20 protein-coding genes are annotated in these 17967 nt (G+C 36.1%); 12 read left to right on the forward strand and 8 right to left on the reverse strand.

The genetic code is table 11. From position 1 onward, the window contains the following. Nucleotides 1-10: 10 nt before the first annotated feature. The 6 genes from NU09_RS03330 (at nucleotide 11) to NU09_RS03355 (ending at nucleotide 5796) form a co-directional block, all read left to right on the forward strand. Nucleotides 11-982 (forward strand): carbon-nitrogen hydrolase family protein, encoded by a 972-nt coding sequence (locus NU09_RS03330; protein ID WP_129749837.1) that lies wholly within the window; start codon nucleotides 11-13, stop codon nucleotides 980-982. A gap of 28 nt (nucleotides 983-1010) precedes the next feature. Beyond that, nucleotides 1011-2117, forward strand: coding sequence for a cupin domain-containing protein (locus tag NU09_RS03335; protein WP_129749838.1), 1107 nt, complete (start codon nucleotides 1011-1013; stop codon nucleotides 2115-2117). Between the two features lie 22 nt (nucleotides 2118-2139). Then, nucleotides 2140-3057: a fumarylacetoacetate hydrolase family protein gene (locus NU09_RS03340; protein WP_129749839.1), complete on the forward strand. Its 918-nt coding sequence runs from the start codon at nucleotides 2140-2142 to the stop codon at nucleotides 3055-3057. Between the two features lie 27 nt (nucleotides 3058-3084). After that, nucleotides 3085-3840 (forward strand): Asp/Glu racemase, encoded by a 756-nt coding sequence (locus tag NU09_RS03345; RefSeq protein ID WP_129749840.1) that lies wholly within the window; start codon nucleotides 3085-3087, stop codon nucleotides 3838-3840. Nucleotides 3841-3901: 61 nt separating this feature from the next. Next, entirely contained in the window at nucleotides 3902-4486 is a 585-nt protein-coding gene (nudK, locus tag NU09_RS03350; RefSeq protein ID WP_129749841.1) for a GDP-mannose pyrophosphatase NudK, read from the forward strand. 92 nt (nucleotides 4487-4578) lie between these two features. Continuing rightward, the gene (locus NU09_RS03355; RefSeq protein ID WP_129749842.1) at nucleotides 4579-5796 is read left to right on the forward strand and encodes a DUF763 domain-containing protein; all 1218 of its coding nucleotides are present in this window, start codon (nucleotides 4579-4581) and stop codon (nucleotides 5794-5796) included. Here NU09_RS03355 and NU09_RS03360 read toward each other — a convergent pair whose 3' ends face one another. After that, on the reverse strand, nucleotides 5797-7320 hold the full coding sequence (locus NU09_RS03360; protein WP_129749843.1) for a DEAD/DEAH box helicase: 1524 nt from the start codon (nucleotides 7318-7320) through the stop codon (nucleotides 5797-5799). 158 nt (nucleotides 7321-7478) lie between these two features. Here NU09_RS03360 and nfi point away from each other — a divergent pair, with 158 nt between their 5' ends. Then, a complete protein-coding gene (nfi, locus tag NU09_RS03365) occupies nucleotides 7479-8189 on the forward strand; it encodes a deoxyribonuclease V (RefSeq protein ID WP_129749844.1) in 711 nt (236 codons plus the stop codon). Between the two features lies 1 nt (nucleotide 8190). Here the strand turns inward: nfi and NU09_RS03370 are convergent, their stop codons facing one another. Further along, nucleotides 8191-8703, reverse strand: coding sequence for a DUF6155 family protein (locus NU09_RS03370; RefSeq protein WP_129749845.1), 513 nt, complete (start codon nucleotides 8701-8703; stop codon nucleotides 8191-8193). Nucleotides 8704-8838: 135 nt separating this feature from the next. Here NU09_RS03370 and NU09_RS03375 point away from each other — a divergent pair, with 135 nt between their 5' ends. From NU09_RS03375 to NU09_RS03385, 3 genes are all read left to right on the forward strand, one after another. Beyond that, entirely contained in the window at nucleotides 8839-9210 is a 372-nt protein-coding gene (locus NU09_RS03375) for a hypothetical protein (protein WP_129749846.1), read from the forward strand. A gap of 129 nt (nucleotides 9211-9339) precedes the next feature. Beyond that, nucleotides 9340-9627 carry a DUF3817 domain-containing protein gene (locus tag NU09_RS03380; protein ID WP_129749847.1) on the forward strand — a complete coding sequence of 96 codons (288 nt, stop codon included), beginning with the start codon at nucleotides 9340-9342 and terminating at the stop codon, nucleotides 9625-9627. Continuing rightward, nucleotides 9628-10887 (forward strand): mechanosensitive ion channel family protein, encoded by a 1260-nt coding sequence (locus NU09_RS03385; protein ID WP_129749848.1) that lies wholly within the window; start codon nucleotides 9628-9630, stop codon nucleotides 10885-10887. On the opposite strand, the gene NU09_RS03390 is transcribed toward NU09_RS03385, so the two are convergent. Further along, nucleotides 10884-11282 carry an acyl-CoA thioesterase gene (locus NU09_RS03390; protein WP_129749849.1) on the reverse strand — a complete coding sequence of 133 codons (399 nt, stop codon included), beginning with the start codon at nucleotides 11280-11282 and terminating at the stop codon, nucleotides 10884-10886. The two genes, NU09_RS03385 and NU09_RS03390, sit on opposite strands and share 4 nt — an antisense overlap. 306 nt (nucleotides 11283-11588) lie before the next feature. On the opposite strand from NU09_RS03390, the gene NU09_RS03395 reads away from it, so the two are divergent. Continuing rightward, the gene (locus tag NU09_RS03395; RefSeq protein ID WP_129749850.1) at nucleotides 11589-12221 is read left to right on the forward strand and encodes a hypothetical protein; all 633 of its coding nucleotides are present in this window, start codon (nucleotides 11589-11591) and stop codon (nucleotides 12219-12221) included. A 2-nt stretch (nucleotides 12222-12223) separates the two neighbouring features. On the opposite strand, the gene NU09_RS03400 is transcribed toward NU09_RS03395, so the two are convergent. The 3 genes from NU09_RS03400 to NU09_RS03410 form a co-directional block, all read right to left on the reverse strand. After that, the gene (locus NU09_RS03400; protein ID WP_129749851.1) at nucleotides 12224-13165 is read right to left on the reverse strand and encodes a cation diffusion facilitator family transporter; all 942 of its coding nucleotides are present in this window, start codon (nucleotides 13163-13165) and stop codon (nucleotides 12224-12226) included. 71 nt (nucleotides 13166-13236) lie between these two features. Further along, nucleotides 13237-13587, reverse strand: coding sequence for a hypothetical protein (locus NU09_RS03405; protein ID WP_129749852.1), 351 nt, complete (start codon nucleotides 13585-13587; stop codon nucleotides 13237-13239). Nucleotides 13588-13603: 16 nt separating this feature from the next. After that, nucleotides 13604-13801 (reverse strand): hypothetical protein, encoded by a 198-nt coding sequence (locus NU09_RS03410; protein WP_129749853.1) that lies wholly within the window; start codon nucleotides 13799-13801, stop codon nucleotides 13604-13606. A gap of 285 nt (nucleotides 13802-14086) precedes the next feature. Here NU09_RS03410 and NU09_RS03415 point away from each other — a divergent pair, with 285 nt between their 5' ends. Beyond that, nucleotides 14087-16390 (forward strand): acyl-CoA dehydrogenase, encoded by a 2304-nt coding sequence (locus NU09_RS03415; RefSeq protein WP_129749854.1) that lies wholly within the window; start codon nucleotides 14087-14089, stop codon nucleotides 16388-16390. A gap of 31 nt (nucleotides 16391-16421) precedes the next feature. On the opposite strand, the gene NU09_RS03420 is transcribed toward NU09_RS03415, so the two are convergent. Together NU09_RS03420 and NU09_RS03425 are read right to left on the reverse strand one after the other, a co-directional pair. Then, nucleotides 16422-17060 carry an NAD(P)-dependent oxidoreductase gene (locus NU09_RS03420; protein WP_129749855.1) on the reverse strand — a complete coding sequence of 213 codons (639 nt, stop codon included), beginning with the start codon at nucleotides 17058-17060 and terminating at the stop codon, nucleotides 16422-16424. A gap of 77 nt (nucleotides 17061-17137) precedes the next feature. Next, nucleotides 17138-17953 carry a helix-turn-helix transcriptional regulator gene (locus tag NU09_RS03425; RefSeq protein ID WP_129749856.1) on the reverse strand — a complete coding sequence of 272 codons (816 nt, stop codon included), beginning with the start codon at nucleotides 17951-17953 and terminating at the stop codon, nucleotides 17138-17140. Nucleotides 17954-17967 lie beyond the last annotated feature (14 nt).

Consider the following 17967-nt stretch of genomic DNA (forward strand, 5'->3'; position numbering starts at 1 on the left):
TCGAAATACAATGTTAGAATTACCAAAATTTAAAGCTGCTGCCGTTCAGGCTGCTCCTGTTTTTCTTAATGCAGAAGCCACAGCAGACAAAGCCTGTTCAATTATTGCCGAAGCTGCAGGAAACGGAGCATCATTAGTTGCTTTTCCTGAAGTGTTTGTAGCTGGTTATCCTTACTGGAACTGGATTATGACTCCGGTACAGGGAAGTAAATGGTACGAAATTTTATATAAAAACTCTATTGCCGTTCCCGGACCTGAGGTTAACAGGATTTGTGAAGCAGCTAAAGAGCATAATTGTCATGTGGTTATTGGTGTAAATGAGCGCGGGCAAAGCTTTGGAGAATTATATAACACTAATCTTATTATTGATAACAAAGGGAATCTGATAGGTAAACACAGGAAACTTGTACCTACATGGGCTGAAAAGCTTACCTGGACAGGCGGCGACGGTTCATCTCTAAAAGTATATAATACGGAGATTGGCCCTATTGGTACACTGGCTTGCGGTGAGAATACTAATACCCTTGCCCGTTTTACACTGCTTACTCAGGGAGAATTAATACATATTGCGAATTATATTTCGTTACCCGTAGCGCCGCCTGATTATAATATGGCTGAAGCTATTAAGATAAGGGCTGCGGCACACTCATTTGAAGGTAAATTGTTTACCATTGTGTCCTGTTCAACCATATCTAAGGAGATTATGGATGCTCTGAAGGAAGACGTGCCGAATGTAGAAGAACTGCTTACCAGAAAAAACAGTGCATTCACAGGTGTTATAGGGCCAAACGGAGCTGTTATAGGTGAACCGCTTATAGATGAAGAGGGGATTGTGTATGCTGATATCGATTTGTCTAAATGTATTCAGCCGAAACAAATGCATGACATATTAGGTCACTATAACCGCTTTGATATATTTGATTTAAAGGTAAATACCACCCCGCGAAAAAACATTACCTTTATTGATAATCAAGAAGATTAAACAACAAACAACTTAAAATACTATTAGTATGGATACAAAATACGATGACAGTGTACTGGGACGCGCAAGAGTACAGGACACTCCAGAATTAGAAGCCTACTATGCAGAATTGAACAAACTTGGTGCCGGTGCTCTATGGACCGTTGCAAATGATATTGAACCTTGGGAACCTCGTCCCTCTTCTGTTCCGATGCTTTGGCGTTATGAGGATTTAAGGGAGCTGGTTTTAAAATCATCGGAGCTGGTAACACCAGAGCAGGCTGGCAGACGTGTCGTTTATCTTGTAAATGATAAACGCAGGGATGTTAGTGCAGCTGTGGGATGGCTTTATACGGGTATTCAGGTTACAAGGCCTGGTGAAAGTACATCGGCTCACAGGCATAAAGCTTCTGCCTTACGTTTTATCATGGAAGGTGAAGGCGGATATACAGTTGTAGACAGTAATAAAATAATGCTGGAAGTCAACGATTTTGTTATCACTCCTAACAGTACTTGGCATGAACATGGCGTTGAAGAAGGCGGCAAGACCTGCATTTGGCAGGACGGACTTGATATTCCTTTAGTAAATGCACTTGAAGCTAATGATTATGCCGTTTTTGATGGTAAACAACCGTTAGAAAAACCTATAAACTATTCCCCGTTAACTTATGGGGGTGCAGGTTTAGTACCTGCTGACCAGGAGTGGAATAAGCCCTACTCTCCCCTTTTTAAATATTCATGGAAACAGGTTTACCCTGCTTTACAGGATGCAGCAAAAGTTAAGGAAGGCTCGCCTTTTGACGGAATACTTATGCATTATACCAATCCCGTAACCGGTGGCCATGTAATGCAGACAATGGGTGCTTCTATTCAGATGTTGCGTCCTGGAGAACATACCAAAGCTCATAAACACACAGGTTCTTTTGTGTATCAGTGTGCTAAAGGTAAAGGTTACTCAATAATTGGAGGAAAACGTTTCGACTGGAAAGAAAGAGATATTTTCTGTGTACCTTCGTGGGTTTATCACGAACACGTAAACCTTTCCGAAACAGAAGATGCATGCCTGTTCTCGTTTAATGACCTGCCTGTTATAGAATCACTTGGATTATATCAGGAAAAAGCACATCCGGAAGGACACCAGAAAATAGAACAATAAGAATACAAACGAATAAATAATAATGAAATTAGTAACTTACAGAATAAACCATGCGCCGTCAAGCCTTGGTTTTATTGAAGGTAATATTATAATTGACGCCGAAAAACTGGGGCATTTAAAAAAGAGCCCGCTTCCTAACAATATGCTTGATTTTATTGATTTAGGTGAGCACGGCGTTAAGCAGGCTACACAATTAGTAAACACTGCAACAGAAGAAGAACTTTTAGAGTGTTCTGTTCCAATTTCAAACGCTACAATACTTGCTCCTATACCAAAACCTAGAAAGAACATATTTGGTATTGGCCTTAATTATACTGAACACGTTGCAGAATCGGCACGTTCTTTAGATACTTCTAAAGAGCTTCCGCAGCAACCCGTAATCTTTTCTAAGCCTACTACAGCTGTAACAGGTACCAATACTAATATAATTCACAATCAAAAAGTAACACAACAGCTTGATTATGAAGTTGAATTAGCTGTTATTTTAGGTAAGGGAGGTAAAAACATCGCTAAAGAAAATGCTTTAGATTATGTTTACGGTTATACGGTAATAAACGATATAAGTGCAAGAGATTGCCGTCGTGCCGGACAATGGATTGTTTCTAAAGGTCAGGATACTTTTGCTCCTATGGGGCCTGTATTGGTTACCAAAGATGAAATAGCAGATCCCCACAACCTAAACCTTTCACTAACGGTTAACGGTGTTGAAAAGCAAAATTCTAACACCAAGTTTATGCTTTTCAATATTAACGACCTGATACATGATTTAAGTACAGTGTTTACTCTTGAAACAGGAGATATTATTGCTACCGGAACACCTGCAGGTGTAGGCGCCGGAAGAAATCCTCAGGAGTTTATGTGGCCAGGCGATGTTGTTGAGGCAACTGTTGAAGGTATAGGCACCCTTAAAAACACTATTGTAGATTCAGAAAGTTTATAATAAACACTTAAAGTTTAACTTTAAATAATGAGTAATAAAGTATACAGAATAGGTCAGATAGTTCCGAGTTCAAATGTAACTATGGAAACTGAGATACCTGCCCTTTTACGTTCTCGTGAGACAATCGCACCAGAGCGTTTTACCTTTCATTCCAGTAGAATGAGAATGAAAAAAGTAACCAAAGAAGAGTTAGAAGCGATGGATGCCCAGAGCCTTAAATGTGCTCAGGAATTATCTGATGCACGTGTAGATGTAATGGGTTATGCCTGCCTTGTTGCTATTATGAGTATGGGACGTGGTTACCATTGTGTTTCGGAAACTAATCTTTACGAGGAAACTGTAAAAAATGATGCCCCTGCTCCTGTTGTTACGAGTGCAGGTGCTCTTATAAACGGATTAAAAGTATTAGGTGCTAAAAAAGTAGCAGTAATTACTCCGTATATGAAACCGTTAACTGAAATGGTTGTAGACTATATCGAGCATCAGGGATTTGAAGTGGTAGATTATGTTGCCCTTGAAATTCCGGATAACCTTGAGGTTGCCGCTCAGGATCCCAAAAATCTGCTTGAGATTTATAAAAGACTTAATCTTGAAGGCGTAGATGTTATAGTTGCTTCGGCCTGTGTACAGATGCCTTCGCTTGAGGCGATTGACGCTATAGAGAAAGAAGTGGGCATTCCGGTAACATCGGCAGCAGTATGTACAACATACGAAATGCTTAAAAAACTTGGATTAGATACTAAAGTACCTATGGGTGGTGCTTTGTTAAGCGGAAAATATTAAAATATAGTTATATTTGAATATACTTATCCCCTCTTTAACGAGGGGATTTTATTTTTGTATAATGGAAAAGGAAAAGAATATAAAAATCATCTCTTCTACCCTTTTATCGGATAATTGGGGAGAACTACGTAAAGTTAAATATGACTTTAAGCTTAACGACGGTACATGGCAACAACAGGAGCGTGAAGTTTATGATCGCGGCAATGGAGCTGTTATCCTACTATACAATAAAGACAAGGGTACTGTTATACTAACCAGGCAACTACGTATACCTACCTGGTTTAATGGTAATGAGGACGGTATGATGATTGAGGCTTGTGCGGGAGTTTTGGATGAAAACGATCCGGAAGAATGCATAAAGCGCGAAACACAGGAAGAAACCGGATACAAGGTTACAGAAGTAAAAAAAATAATGGAAGTTTATATGTCACCAGGGTCGGTAACGGAAATCATTTACTTTTTTACAGGAGCCTATGCAGATGATATGAAAATAAGTGAAGGTGGTGGTGTTGAAGGTGAACATGAAAATATAGAGGTTCTTGAAATTCAGTTTATTCAGGCCCTTCAAATGGTTGAATCGGGAGAAATTAAAGACGCTAAAACAATTATGCTGTTGCAATATGCAAAGATTAATGATTTGGTGTAAAATAGATACAACATTATAACAAACCGCCGTGTTTAACATTATGTAACACGGCGGTTTTGTATTTTTACAGTTCTTACTTCACTTAACAATTAATGAAACGATCAGGCTCAGCAGATTTACCGTTGCATAACGGACATGTACCTCTTTGGTTATCCGAAAGGATGTCAAAGCTCGGGCTTGCTATTGTTGAGACCATTGCAATGGAGTTCTCAACGGAAGAAGTAGTTACTAAACTTGCCGATCCTTTTTGGTTTCAAAGTTTTGGTGCTGTCATGGGGATGGATTGGCACTCATCAGGAATAACGACATCTGTACTTGGAGCACTTAAGAAATCGGTTAATCCGCATTCAAAAGAATTAGGGATATACATTTGTGGTGGTAAGGGTAAGCATTCTATGAAAACTCCCAATGAATTACTTTTTGTAGGTGAGAAAACAGGATTAAACGGCGCTCAACTTGCCGACTTTAGCAAGTTAACTGCAAAGGTTGATAATACAGCTATTCAGGATGGATTTCAACTTTATCAGCATAATTTCATTGTAACGGATAAAGGTGACTGGTGTGTAATCCAACAGGGAATGAATAACAGTAACGGAATGGCAAGAAGATATCACTGGCATTCAAAAGACTTGCAGTCATTCATAAACGAGCCTCATACTTTTATTTATGGAAAAAATCAGGGAGAAATACTCAACCTGACTGCTAACAGTGCTTCTTCAGCAAGAGAAAAATCATTACAAATCGCTAATGAAAATCCGGATAAAGTACTTAAAGAAGTAAATCACTTAGTAATGCCTAATCATCATGATGTAAGGATGAAAGACATTAACATGAAAAGGCTCGGCGCAATGCTTTGGGTAACTCATGAAAATCGGCCTCAGAATTTTGAAAGCCTTCTTATGCTGAAAGGAATGGGACCACGAGCACTACAATCATTAGCATTGGTAAGTGAAGTTATTTATGGCACCCCTACCCGATTTGAAGATCCGGCCAGGTTCTCTTTTGCTCATGGAGGTAAAGACGGACATCCGTTCCCTGTACCTGTTAAAGTGTTTGATGAGACTATTAACACATTACAAATGGCTATTAACCGGGCAAAAATTGGCAATAGTGATAAAATACATGCTATTAAAAAGCTTTCTGAGATTTCTATGGATGCGGAAAAGAGTTTTACACCAAACGAAAATTTTGATGCCCTTATTCAAAAAGAAAGGGATGAGTCATACAAATACGGAGGAAGGACCGTATTTGGAAAAGCACAGCCACCTAAAAAAGATAGTCCTTCTTCAGGTCAGCTGTCTTTATTTTAGCTATTCGCCCATAACATACTTTCGGTATAATTTACCTATCATAGCACTTAAGCGTGTTTTATAGTCTTCCATCAACCATTCCCTGTAGTTCTTAGTGGTTCTGGTTAACAGTTTTGAGTATTCTTTTACTCTATATTCAATATCTGCGTCAAGTAGCTTCGCAAGTTTTTTCGCCTCAGGTAATGTATCACTATTGTCAATGCACATTTGTGCATGTTGCAGTATCGATTTATCTATTACTGATTTTGGCTTCATTTTTAACTCTGCAGCTACTTTAAACTCGTCTTCCACATCAAAGTTTATATCGTCTGAATTGGCAAACTGCTCACGAATTTCCTCCGGCATGTTGTAAACATGGTAGCTTTCAATATCAGCATCAGAACGGATACTGTCTAAAAAGGCTTCCGGATTACGGAAAATATATTGCCAGTCTATCGGGTCGCTCCATAAACCAAAGCGCTGGGCATTATTACCAAGGTCTATTACCGTAAAAATATCTTTATTAGGCAACTTTCTTGAACCGCGCCCAATCATCTGGAAATAAAGTGTTAGCGAACGAGTTGCCCTGTTAAGGATAATTGTTTCAACAGTTGGCTCATCAAAACCGGTTGTCAGGATTGACACCGATGTTAATATAGCATCGGGAGTGTTTTTAAACCAACTTAATATTTTCTTACGCTCCATTTCAGGAGTTCTGTTATCAAGATGTTTTATAGGCAAACCTGCCGCTTTAAATGTTTCATAAACATATAGCGAGGTATAAATACCGTTATTGAATATAAGCGTTTTTTTTCCTCTTGCCCTATAGATATAAGCCTGTAGTAGTAAATCCTGCATATTGGCACGTGAATATAGCTCATCTGAAGATGCAACAGTATAATCTCCGTTAATACCCAGTTTCAGGGAAGTAAGCTCAACATCATAATCGTACATGGCAGCATTGGCCAGGTATCCTTTCTTTATAAGTGATTGGATAGGCTCCCCTACTATAAGTTCGTCATAAGTTTCATACATCGGCAAATCGATGTTTGAACTCAACGGAGTTGCCGTAACGCCTAAAAACAGTGAGTTTTTGAAAAATGAAAACAGTTTTCTAAAGGAATTGTAATGCGCTTCATCCACTATTACAAGCCCCACGTCATTCATATGAAACTTCTTGTCCTTTAGCCTATTATTAAGGGTTTCTACCATTGCTACATAACAGGTGTAGTCATTGTCTTCAGGAAGTTCCTTTACATTACTGTCTATAATGGCGTTTTTAACTCCAAATCCTTTAAGCATTTGCGAGGTTTGCTTACTAAGCTCAATTCTATGGGTTAAAACCAGTACCTTATGTTTATATTTTTCTGTATAGCGGCGTGCTATTTCTGAGAAAATAACAGTCTTACCACCTCCGGTAGGGAGCTGGTAGAGCAAATGATAGTTGTCAGGCTTACCTTCAAACGTGTCAAAAATAGCATCTATATCCTCTTTTTGATATTGGTACAGCTCTTTCCTGTCTTCTTCCTTTAATTCTCTTTCCATACGGTTCGATAAATACCAAAAATAATGGATTGGGGTCCATATTTCTGTTTAAAAAATCATAATCTTTCACCATACCTAATTTTAGGGAAACATTAGCATTACCAAGACTTTAATGGGGATTATTAATTCGTATTTTTAGCTAATTTTAAAGTGGTTTTATGCTAAATTATAACAACATTTCCATTGCAGAAGCTACTGCACTTCAAAATGAACTTAGGTATAAGTTGGTACTGCAAACATACAACAAAAATCTTACTACTATAGCAGGTGGCGATATTTCACATAATAAAGATACAGATATAGTATATGCTGGTATTGTTGTTTTAAGCTATCCTCAAATGGTTTTACAGTCGTATTCGCTTGTAATTGCTAAAACATCATTTCCATATGTACCACAATATTTGGGATTTAGGGAAGTGCCTGCTTTAATGCTGGCCTGGAATCAATTACCTGTTAAACCGGATTTACTTGTTTTAGACGGACAGGGAATTACACATCCCCGAAGAATGGGTATTGCTTCTCATTTTGGAGTTTTGGCAGATGTACCTACCATTGGTTGTGCTAAAAATATGTTGTTTGGTAAGTATGATCCGCTTGGTTTGGAAAAGTTTAATGCCAGAGGGATTTATAACTCAGGTGAACTGTTAGGCTATGCACTTCGTACTAAAACAGGTGTTAAACCTGTATATATTTCGCCGGGACATAAAATAACAGTTGAAGATTCTATAGATGTTATGAAGCATTGTGTGCTTAAACACAGGATACCTGAACCTACCCGACTGGCACATGAAAAAGTAAACCTGTTTAGAGTTGGTAAGCTTAAGTCAGGTTATCATGTGGCAGATATACAGACGAATCTGTTCATGTAGGCTATTCAAAATTATCATAAATTCTTTCGAATTCCTTTCGGTTCTCCCAATGCTGTACAAAAGCTTCGTCATGAATGGACTTTAATCTCTTTTTAAAATCCTGAGCCATACCGTTAGCGATAACAAAATCAGTAACCTGTTTAAAGGAATTAAGCATGCTTTTATAAAAAGAGGAATATCCTATTTGTCTTTCTGCCGAATAGCTTTGTGCTATTTCAATATTAAACAGCATTATATCGGCTATCATGTAAGGGTCGGCACCAAGAGCTATAAAATGCTTGATGTATTTTTGCGCTACCGACCTTCGCATTTTTGCTTTCTTACTCTTTACAGGGAAATATTCGTTAGAGATTTTCACTTTTGCCTCCTGTTCCAGCTTATCTTCTTTGGGGTTAAAAACAAAATTATAGTAAGTTTTTACTTCACTAAATTTGTCGTACATTTCGATGAATTGCTCTTCAAGTTGATCTTTAGTTAGTCCGGAAAGGTATTTTTTAAGGTCTCTTTTGCTCATAAAACGCTTTATATAGCTCAAAAATAAGGTTTAAAAATGGCTAAGGCAATTATTTAAAAAAAAGATATGGAAAAATTAGATAAAGTAGTATTTTTGCAGTCCTTAAATAAGTTCAAAACTAAATCGCTATAAACTGTGGAAAATCCGAGTGCACAAAAACTGATCAAAAAAATACAGGTTGATCTGTTTAAAAATGGTTTTGTTGCTGAAACAATGATTGCCGACCTGAAAAGACTGCGCGAATATGCGCTTGAAGAACAAAACCCGGTATTAGTAAAAGCTATACGCTTAACCTATGAACACCTGGAAGAAAATGGAGCTTTCTTAATCCCAATTCCGGATGATGAGCCTGTAGACGAAGAAACAGAACTTATTACTGAAGAGAATAAAAGTACTGAAAACAATATTGAAAGCTTAGAGTACCTTTTATCATTGTTTAGTGATTTAAGCAAGAAGAACAATCTTTTAGATTTAAAAGAATACAATAAAGCTTTCCAGGAGTTTTAAAATAATTTACATCATTAGTTATATAATTAGGGCTGTTTGGAAACAAACAGCTTTTTTTATTTGTACAATTAACTTTTTCGGGGTTTTTAGAATTGTTCTTAATTAGTACCTTTGCCCAAAATTAAAATTATGGTAAAGTTTTTTAAGATAATAGCTACTTTAGAGGGGCTTTCGCTTTTAGTACTACTTTTTGTTGCTATGCCAATGAAATATATTTTAGACATGCCGGAAATGGTACGCTATGTCGGTATGGCTCACGGTATGCTTTTTATTGCTTATATTGTTTTGGCATTTATACTTTTTAGTGAAGAAAAGTGGCCTGTAAAAAAGTTGCTGATTGTTTGTGTAGCATCAGTAATTCCTTTTGGGACTTTTTATATTGAAAACAAATATTTTAAAGCATCTTCAAACTCATAAATGGACGCATTTAACTGGGCATATAAAATATTAAGAGAATTAGATTTTAGCAGAACGACAGCTACATACGGCAACCTTATGGTTAATATTGTGGTCATTGTACTGGTAGCACTTATCCTTGATTTTATTTCTAAAAAAATACTGGTTGCTGCTTTTAGTGTTTTGGCTAAAAGGACAAAAACTGCTTTTGACGACTTTTTAGTTGAAAACAGGGCTACCAAATATGTTGCCCATTTAGTACCTACCCTATTTATTTACCAAACGCTTCCTGTAGTTCTTAAAAACTTTAAATATTGGGAAGCTGTTTTTGAAAAAGGGATGAAAACGTTTATCATCCTTCTTTTTCTTTGGATTATAAGGAGCATACTGCACTCTGTAAAAGACTATTTAAAGACAAAGCCTACTTATAGTGACAAGCCTATAGATAGCTATATACAGGTTATGATGATCATCTTATGGATGTTTGCCATAATCTCTGTAATACTAATGCTTTTTGGACTTGAAATAGGTGCGCTATTAGGGGCTTTAGGGGCAATTTCAGCTATTATATTATTGATATTCAGGGATACTATACTTGGTTTCGTAGCCAGTATTCAGGTTAGTGTTAATGACATGGTGCGCATTGGCGACTGGATAACCATAGAAAAATATGGTGCTGATGGTGATGTTATTGAGATTAATCTTGCTACAGTTAAAGTTAGGAACTTTGATAATACTACTACTACCCTGCCTACTTATAGCTTGATTTCCGATTCTTTTAAAAACTGGAGAGGTATGGTTAACTCCGGTGGACGAAGAATTAAAAGACACATACTTATTAAAGCAAACAGTGTTCGTTTTGTTACCGGAGATGAGATTGAAAAATTCAGGAAGATACAAATGTTGCAGTCTTATATAGACCATCGCCAGGCTGATATTGATAAGTTTAACAGCCTTAATGCCGCAGATAAGAGCATATCTATTAACGGACGTAACCTTACTAATTTAGGATTGTTTAGGAAATATATAAATCAGTATATAGAAAATCATCCGGCGATTAATAAGGAGATGACCATGATGTGCAGGCACCTACAGCCAACTGAAAAAGGTATACCTATTGAGATTTATGCTTTTACATCCGATAAGCGTTGGGTTAATTATGAATATATAATGGCCGATATATTTGACCACATAATAGCTGCTGTACCTTATTTTGGACTTGAAATATTTGAACTTCCGTCAAACAACAATAAAGCAGCCTTTGTAGAGCCTGATAATTAACGGTTGTTGGCCGCTATACGATCTTTTACATACTCTATTTTAGTCTTTCCGTGTGGAGCAGGTTTACCAAAACTATCAAGGTTTACCATAGTGATGTTATCTACCGTGATAATTTTTTCATGAGTCATTTTATTACGTACCTCACATTTTAATACTAAAGAAGTAGTGCCAAAACGAACCACATCAATACCTATTTCCACGATATCGCCCTGCTGTGCTGAGCTCATAAAGTTGATTTCAGACATGTGTTTGGTAACTACACGTTGATTCTCAAGCTGAATTATAGAATATAAAGCAGCTTCCTCATCAATCCATGCCAATAGCTTCCCACCAAACAATGTACCGTTAGCATTTAAATCTTCGGGCTTAACCCATTTTCTTGTGTGGAACTTCATATAGTAAGTTTTTACTTAAACAAATTTAAAATTTATATCCTTTTAACAAATAGCAGAAGTATTATTTAACCTAAAAGGTTTTCGCTAAATTTATTTTGCTTTTATTGTTAATTTGTAGTGCAAAATTACATATAAAGTCAATCTTATTTCTTGATTTTCAAAAGGTTTTATTTATATAACTATTGGTTTTAACCATAAGTTTATGTTCAAAATATACATATACTATATGCTATAGAAAAGAAACAAACAGATGTACTTACCCTATGTATATTTAAAGTATTTTTGAAACCTATCTTAAGTACTTATATGGATTTAGAAATAATAAAAAATCATTACAGGTCACTGAGTGACACTAAAATAAAAGATATTGCAAAGTTTGAGGCAAGGGCTTTAAGGCCTGAAGTAATTCCTGTACTTAAGCAGGAAATTATAAACAGAAAACTTCCCGAGGAACTTTTAGATTTTTTAGATAGAAAATTATTAAGACCTACAGAATTAGAAATCATTAATTATTGTAAAATAATTCAGAAACAGCGTTGTCCTTCTTGTTATAAAAGAAGCACAAATTTAAATGCTACTAATTATAAATATGTAATAAGTTTTTTACTTGGCTGTGTATATAGGGTTAAATTTAAAATCGCTTGTCCTCATTGCCTGAATAAACAAGTGCGTAATGCTTCTATTAAAACTTTTCTTTTAGGGTGGTGGTCATTTTATGGATTTATTCATACAATAGATTCTTTAATTTTCAATTTCAGCATGTTTAGAAAGCATCATCACAGCATTCCTAATGAAACGCTTAAGGATTTTGTATGCAAAAATATATCTATAATAGAAGCGTGTAAAGAGAGTGAATTAAGAATGCAGGATTTTTTGAAAAACCCTCATAACAATGCCAGACAACTTTCAATAAATCCTGAAGAGTATTATGATCGATAAGTTTAATCCGTACTTTCTATCATCCATGGACGTTCCTGACCTCCAAAGTTTTTAGCTTCTATATATATCTTTTTTACTGTAGGGAATTTCTTTTTTATTTCGTCTTCCAGTTGTTTAATGGTGCTGAAAAGATTTTCAACTGTCATATCACTTTGAAATTCAACATCAAGAGCAAGTAAAATTTCGTCTGGTGCTAAATGCATGGTTAAAGGGAAATAAAGTGTTTTTACACGATTATCATTTTCTACGAGTTTGTAAATGCCTTTTACTATTTCACTGTCAGCACTTTCCCCTACTAAAAGACCCTTACTTTCCTTAACCATTATTATGGCAACTATTATCAGTACCAGCCCAATAAGCATTGATGCCAAGGCATCATATAATGGATTGTTAAGATAGTGTCCTAAAAATACTCCTGCCAATGCTATTAACAATCCTGCAATAGCGGCACTTTCCTCATAAATAACAGCGAATAGCGCCGGATCTTTACTAAGGCTTACTTCTTTCCAAAAGCCGAGCTTTCCTCTACTCTTGTTAAACTGTCTTATAGCGTAAAGAAGTGAAGCTCCTTCAAAAATAATAGACGAAAAAAGTACAATGTAATTCCAAAACGGATCTTTAAGTTCTACAGGGTGCTGTAAATGGGTTATTCCTTCATAAACAGACATACCCCCACCTAGTGAGAACACAAGGATTGCTACAATTAATGACCAGAAATAAATTTCCTTACCATGACCAAACGGGTGGGTCCTGTCGGCTGGTTTTTGGCTTCGTTTCATTCCTAATAAAAGAAGTAGTGAATTGCCGCTGTCAACTGTACTATGGATACCTTCCGATATCATAGCTGAACTTCCTGTTACAGAGGCAGCTATAAATTTTACTGCCGCAATGGCTAAATTGGCTGCCAAAGCTCCGTAAATGGCTATTTTAGAGTTTCCTGTCATTGGTATAATATGAAAAAATCCCCGACATTTTTTAAAATATCAGGGATAAGTATAAAGGATTACTTGGATTATTAGTTAGTGTAACGCTCATTTGATTCCTCAAAATCATCATCGTCACTTGATATTGATTTGTTTTGATCTTCGTCTAAATCAAGGTTATCATTAAGAATGATGTCATCCTGGTTAAAAGCATCGGAATTTCGGCTATTACCGCCTTCTTCATCCCATTCGTCTTTACCGTTATAATCATTTGGGTCAACCCTGTCAGAGTTGGCCGTATGATTATCCTCCTTGGTATAGCTTACACTTGGCTGTTCCATGGCCAGATATTTATTGGGATTATCTAATTTAGCCGTTTCGTTTTTTTGCTTTGGTGATTTAGATTTTTCTTCTTCATTATTTCTTTTCATTTTCTCATCCATAGCATCATTTTTTTGTTTAAAAAAGTAAAAATGTACTTATATCATTAATTTTTAAAAGTCTCAAATTGGTTTTAAGCAAGTTTTTCAGTAACTGATTACAAGATAGTACTTCATTCTTTTGAGCTTCTTTTTCCTGTTGTGCAGCAGCTTTTTCATAAGAAACTGTTCTCATGGCATCCACCCCTCCCGACTGTGTTGTAATTATGCGTTCCATGGCAATTTATAATTTAACGGTATTAAATGTTTGTTTTTATGTACTCCTAAGTTATTAACTTATTTCGTAATTTTTATCTAAAAGTGTATTAAATAATCACCAATTTAGAAACTTTAACTTTAAGCAGGTCATTCACAAAATGTTACATAGAAAACTTTAACATAATCTACTTGTTTAGAAGTAATTATAATATCGTGTTTAACTACTTAATTGAGGCTATAATTAACACTATTTTAAAGATAAAGCATAGGAAAATGCCTATTTTTAAGGATTAATCGAAATAAGATGAATATTACTTTTTTAAATGACCCCAAGCTTTCAATACTCCTACCTGTTATCTATTTAGCTTGGCAGGATGATATTTTAACCAAAGACGAATTTAAGGCACTCAATAACTTTATAAATAATCAGGATAGCTTTACTAAAGCCGAAAAAGAGTTTCTTAAATCAAAGATAGATTTAAATACCCCTCCCGGACGGTCTGAACTTTTTCATTGGAAAGACCTCATAAACCGTGCGTTAAAAAACAATAAGAAGCCGGGTAGTTTAACCCAACTTGGTTTTTTAATTGCCAATGCCGACAGACAGGTTTATACTAAAGAGGATATACAGAAGTTTGAAAGTTCTTTTGCTCAGCTTGAATCGGATTTAGGTATTATGAGCCAGGAAGTGATTTCAGGCCTGTGTGAAACACGTGATACCATTACCAATAAGCATGAAACAGTAGAGAGCTTCAGTACACAAAAAATGACTGCTTTGCTTGATGGAAATCAGGCTCCTATTATAAATAGAATTAAAGAAATCATTAATAGCCCAGAATTCGCTTTTGAAACTTCTACAGATATTACTGTTTACAGGGAAAAAGTTTTGGAATGGTGCAAAATACTGGCTAAAGAAGGTTTTGGTTCTTATGCTTACCCTAAAGAACATGGAGGTTCAGGTGATATAGAAGGTTATTTTACCATTATGGAAACCCTGAGTTATCATGATTTAAGCCTTGTTATAAAATTTGGTGTTCAGTTTGGTTTATGGGGAATGAGTGTTATGTTTCTGGGAACTGAAAAACACTTTAAAAAATATCTTGATGATATTGGTAATCTGGAAATACCCGGAGGTTTTGCTATGACAGAAACTCATCATGGCTCTAATGTAAAAGGTATACAAACCACGGCAACTTATAATCATAAAAACAGGTCTTTTATTATCACTACCCCTACCGAGTATGACCGTAAAGAATATATTGGTAACGCTGCCGTACATGGTGAAATGGTTACTGTTTTTGCTAAGCTCATAATAGATGGACATGATTATGGTGTAAATGCTTTTATAGTTCCTATTAGAGACAAGGAAAGAAATGTATTGAATGGTGTGCGTATTAAAGATTGCGGTCATAAGATGGGACTTAACGGAGTGGATAATGGGATTATTTATTTTTACAATGTAGAAGTTCCTTATGATAATATGCTTGACCGATTTGCACAGGTAAATGAGAAAGGCGAATTTGTAACTTCTATTCCTAGTGACAACCGTAGGTTCTTTACTATGCTGGGAACACTTGTAGGTGGCCGTATAGGCATACCGCGTTCAGCATTAGCAGCAGCAAAAACAGGATTAGCTATTGCGATAAAATATGGTGATAACAGAAGGCAGTTTGGTCCCGATGGCGGATTTGAAGTACCAATACTGAATTACAGGATGCATCAGCAGCGATTAATGCCTTATTTGGCTAATGCTTACGCTATGCATTTTGGATTACAATACTTAACACAGCGTTTTTTAAAACGAACTGAAGATGATATGCAGGAAATTGAGGCTCTTGCTGCCGGAATGAAATCATACTCTTCATGGAACACACGTGATACACTTCAGGAATGCCGTGAAGCCTGTGGCGGTAAAGGATATCTTTCTGAAAACCGTTTGGATGATTTAAAAAACGACACAGAGATTTATACCACTTTTGAAGGAGATAATACTGTTTTGATGCAGTTAGTGGCTAAAAACCGTTTAGGAGAATTCCGCAAACAGTTTGGTGAAATGAATATTGCCACAATTTTCAGTTATGTATTGGATCAGGCAAAAACAGCTGTTACAGAGAAAAATCCTTTCGCTACAAGAAATACGGATGAAAAACACTTAAAAGATCCAGAGTTCCATTTACATGCTTTCAGGTATAGAGAAAAAGAACTTGTTGGCTCAGCTGCCAGAAGGTTTAAGAAGCTGGTAGATGATGGTCTGGATACATTTGATGCTGCCAATATAATGCATCCACACATGTTACAGATAGCTTACGCTTATCTTGACAGGGTGTTTTTAGAACAGTTTCAGGAGCAGTTAGAAAAAGCTGACGAGTCTTTAAAAGAGGTACTTACAAGATTATACAATCTTTTTGCTGTAAACAAGTTACTTGAAAATAAGTCATGGTACTTGGAACAGAGTTATATGGAAGGAAGTAAAACAAAGGCTCTGCGTAAACTGTTTAGCCAGTTGTGTTGGGAAATAAGAAGAGATGCTGTTCCGTTGGTTGATGCTTTCAATATCCCTGAAAATTGCCTCGCTCCTATTGTAACTACCAAATCTAAAGAAGCATAATAAAAAAACAGCCATTTGGCTGTTTTTTTGTTTAATAAGATAACCCGGGAGTTTTTCTCAGGTATGTATCGCTTTCTATTTGTTTCAGCATAAAATCTGCTACATCTGCCCTCGATATTTTTACCTGAATATTTTTTGAATCTGCAGCAAAACCATGCTGGTATCTGCCTGTGTGATTGCCATCAGTAAGATTTCCCGGCCTAGCTATTACCCACTCCAGGTTACTTTCTTTTATATGTTTTTCCTGTAAGGCATGATCGGCAAAACCTTTTTTTAAAATGTAAGGTACTATAAGGTGTTTAAAATACCAGGGAGTCCTGTCAAGTGTCTTTACGCTGTCTCCATATCCTAATGAGGTTTGGCATATAAAGCGTTTTATTCCGGCTTTATTCATTGCTTCAATAATATTTTTGGTTCCCTGAGAACGTATTACACCTATTTTATTTGCTGGTGAGCCTATACATGATAAAACAGCATCATGACCGTAAATGGCATGTTCTACTTCTACAGGATTTAAAACATCTCCTTTTACTACTTTAAGTTTAGGATGTTTAAGAGTGAAATTTTCAGGAGTGCGCACATAAGCTGTTACATTGTATCCGTTTTGTAATGCCTGCTGAGTTAAAAGCTTCCCTGTTCCTCCGGAAGCTCCAAAAATAATTAAGTTCATAGTTTATCCTTTTTTGATTAATAATGCCAAAATTATGGCAGGCATAATCCTAAAAATAGAATAAACCCGACAACAGGTTATTTCTTTAGTTGCGAAAGGTTTTCTACCACTTCTTTAGACAAGTTTTGATACTGGTTAGGGGAAAAACCTGCAAACTCCCTAAAGGAACGTATAAAATGAGACTGATCGGAATAATCATTTTCAAAAGCAACATCAGAGAGCTTTTCAAAAGTATTATTCCTCATTTGATTAAGTGAAGACTGAAAACGGCATATTCTTGTAAAAAGTTTAGGTGTAATACCTACATATTCTTTAAATTTTCTTTCAAATGTACGTTCAGACATCTGTAACTGTTCCTGCAAATCTCGAAGTATAATGTTCCCTCCCGACCGCATAATGGCTGATAATGCATAAGCCATGACTTCATTTTTATTAAAGTCATTAGCTTTAATATGCAGAAAAAGAAATGCAGAAAGAATTTCTATACGTTGTTTAGCAGTTTTGGCATCATTAAGCTGTTCTAAAAGAGAAAATCCTGTTTTCTTACAAAGTTCATTTACATCAAGACAGGAATCGGTAAGCTCTTCCGGATTGAGTCCGAAAATAAGTTTTAACGAACTGGGATGAAGATAAATGCCTATAGCATTCAGTTTCCCCTTTAAGTTAAGCTCTGTAAATTTTGTTGATTGTCCGTAAAGGAATACCTGAGGTAATGCTTTTTCTTTTTGATAAAAACTACCATCATCAGGATGCTGAAATATAATGCCGGGGCAACCATCGGCCATTGCCCTGAAACTTTGTAATGGAGCAATCTCCATACTGTTGTCCAGAGACCAGAAAAAACGAACATAAGGGTTCAGGTTTTCTGTTGGTATGTAGGTTTTATAATTCATAGCAAGAAATTATT

It is taken from the genome of Flavobacterium beibuense (assembly GCF_004151245.1).
GTDB lineage: Bacteria > Bacteroidota > Bacteroidia > Flavobacteriales > Flavobacteriaceae > Flavobacterium > Flavobacterium beibuense_A.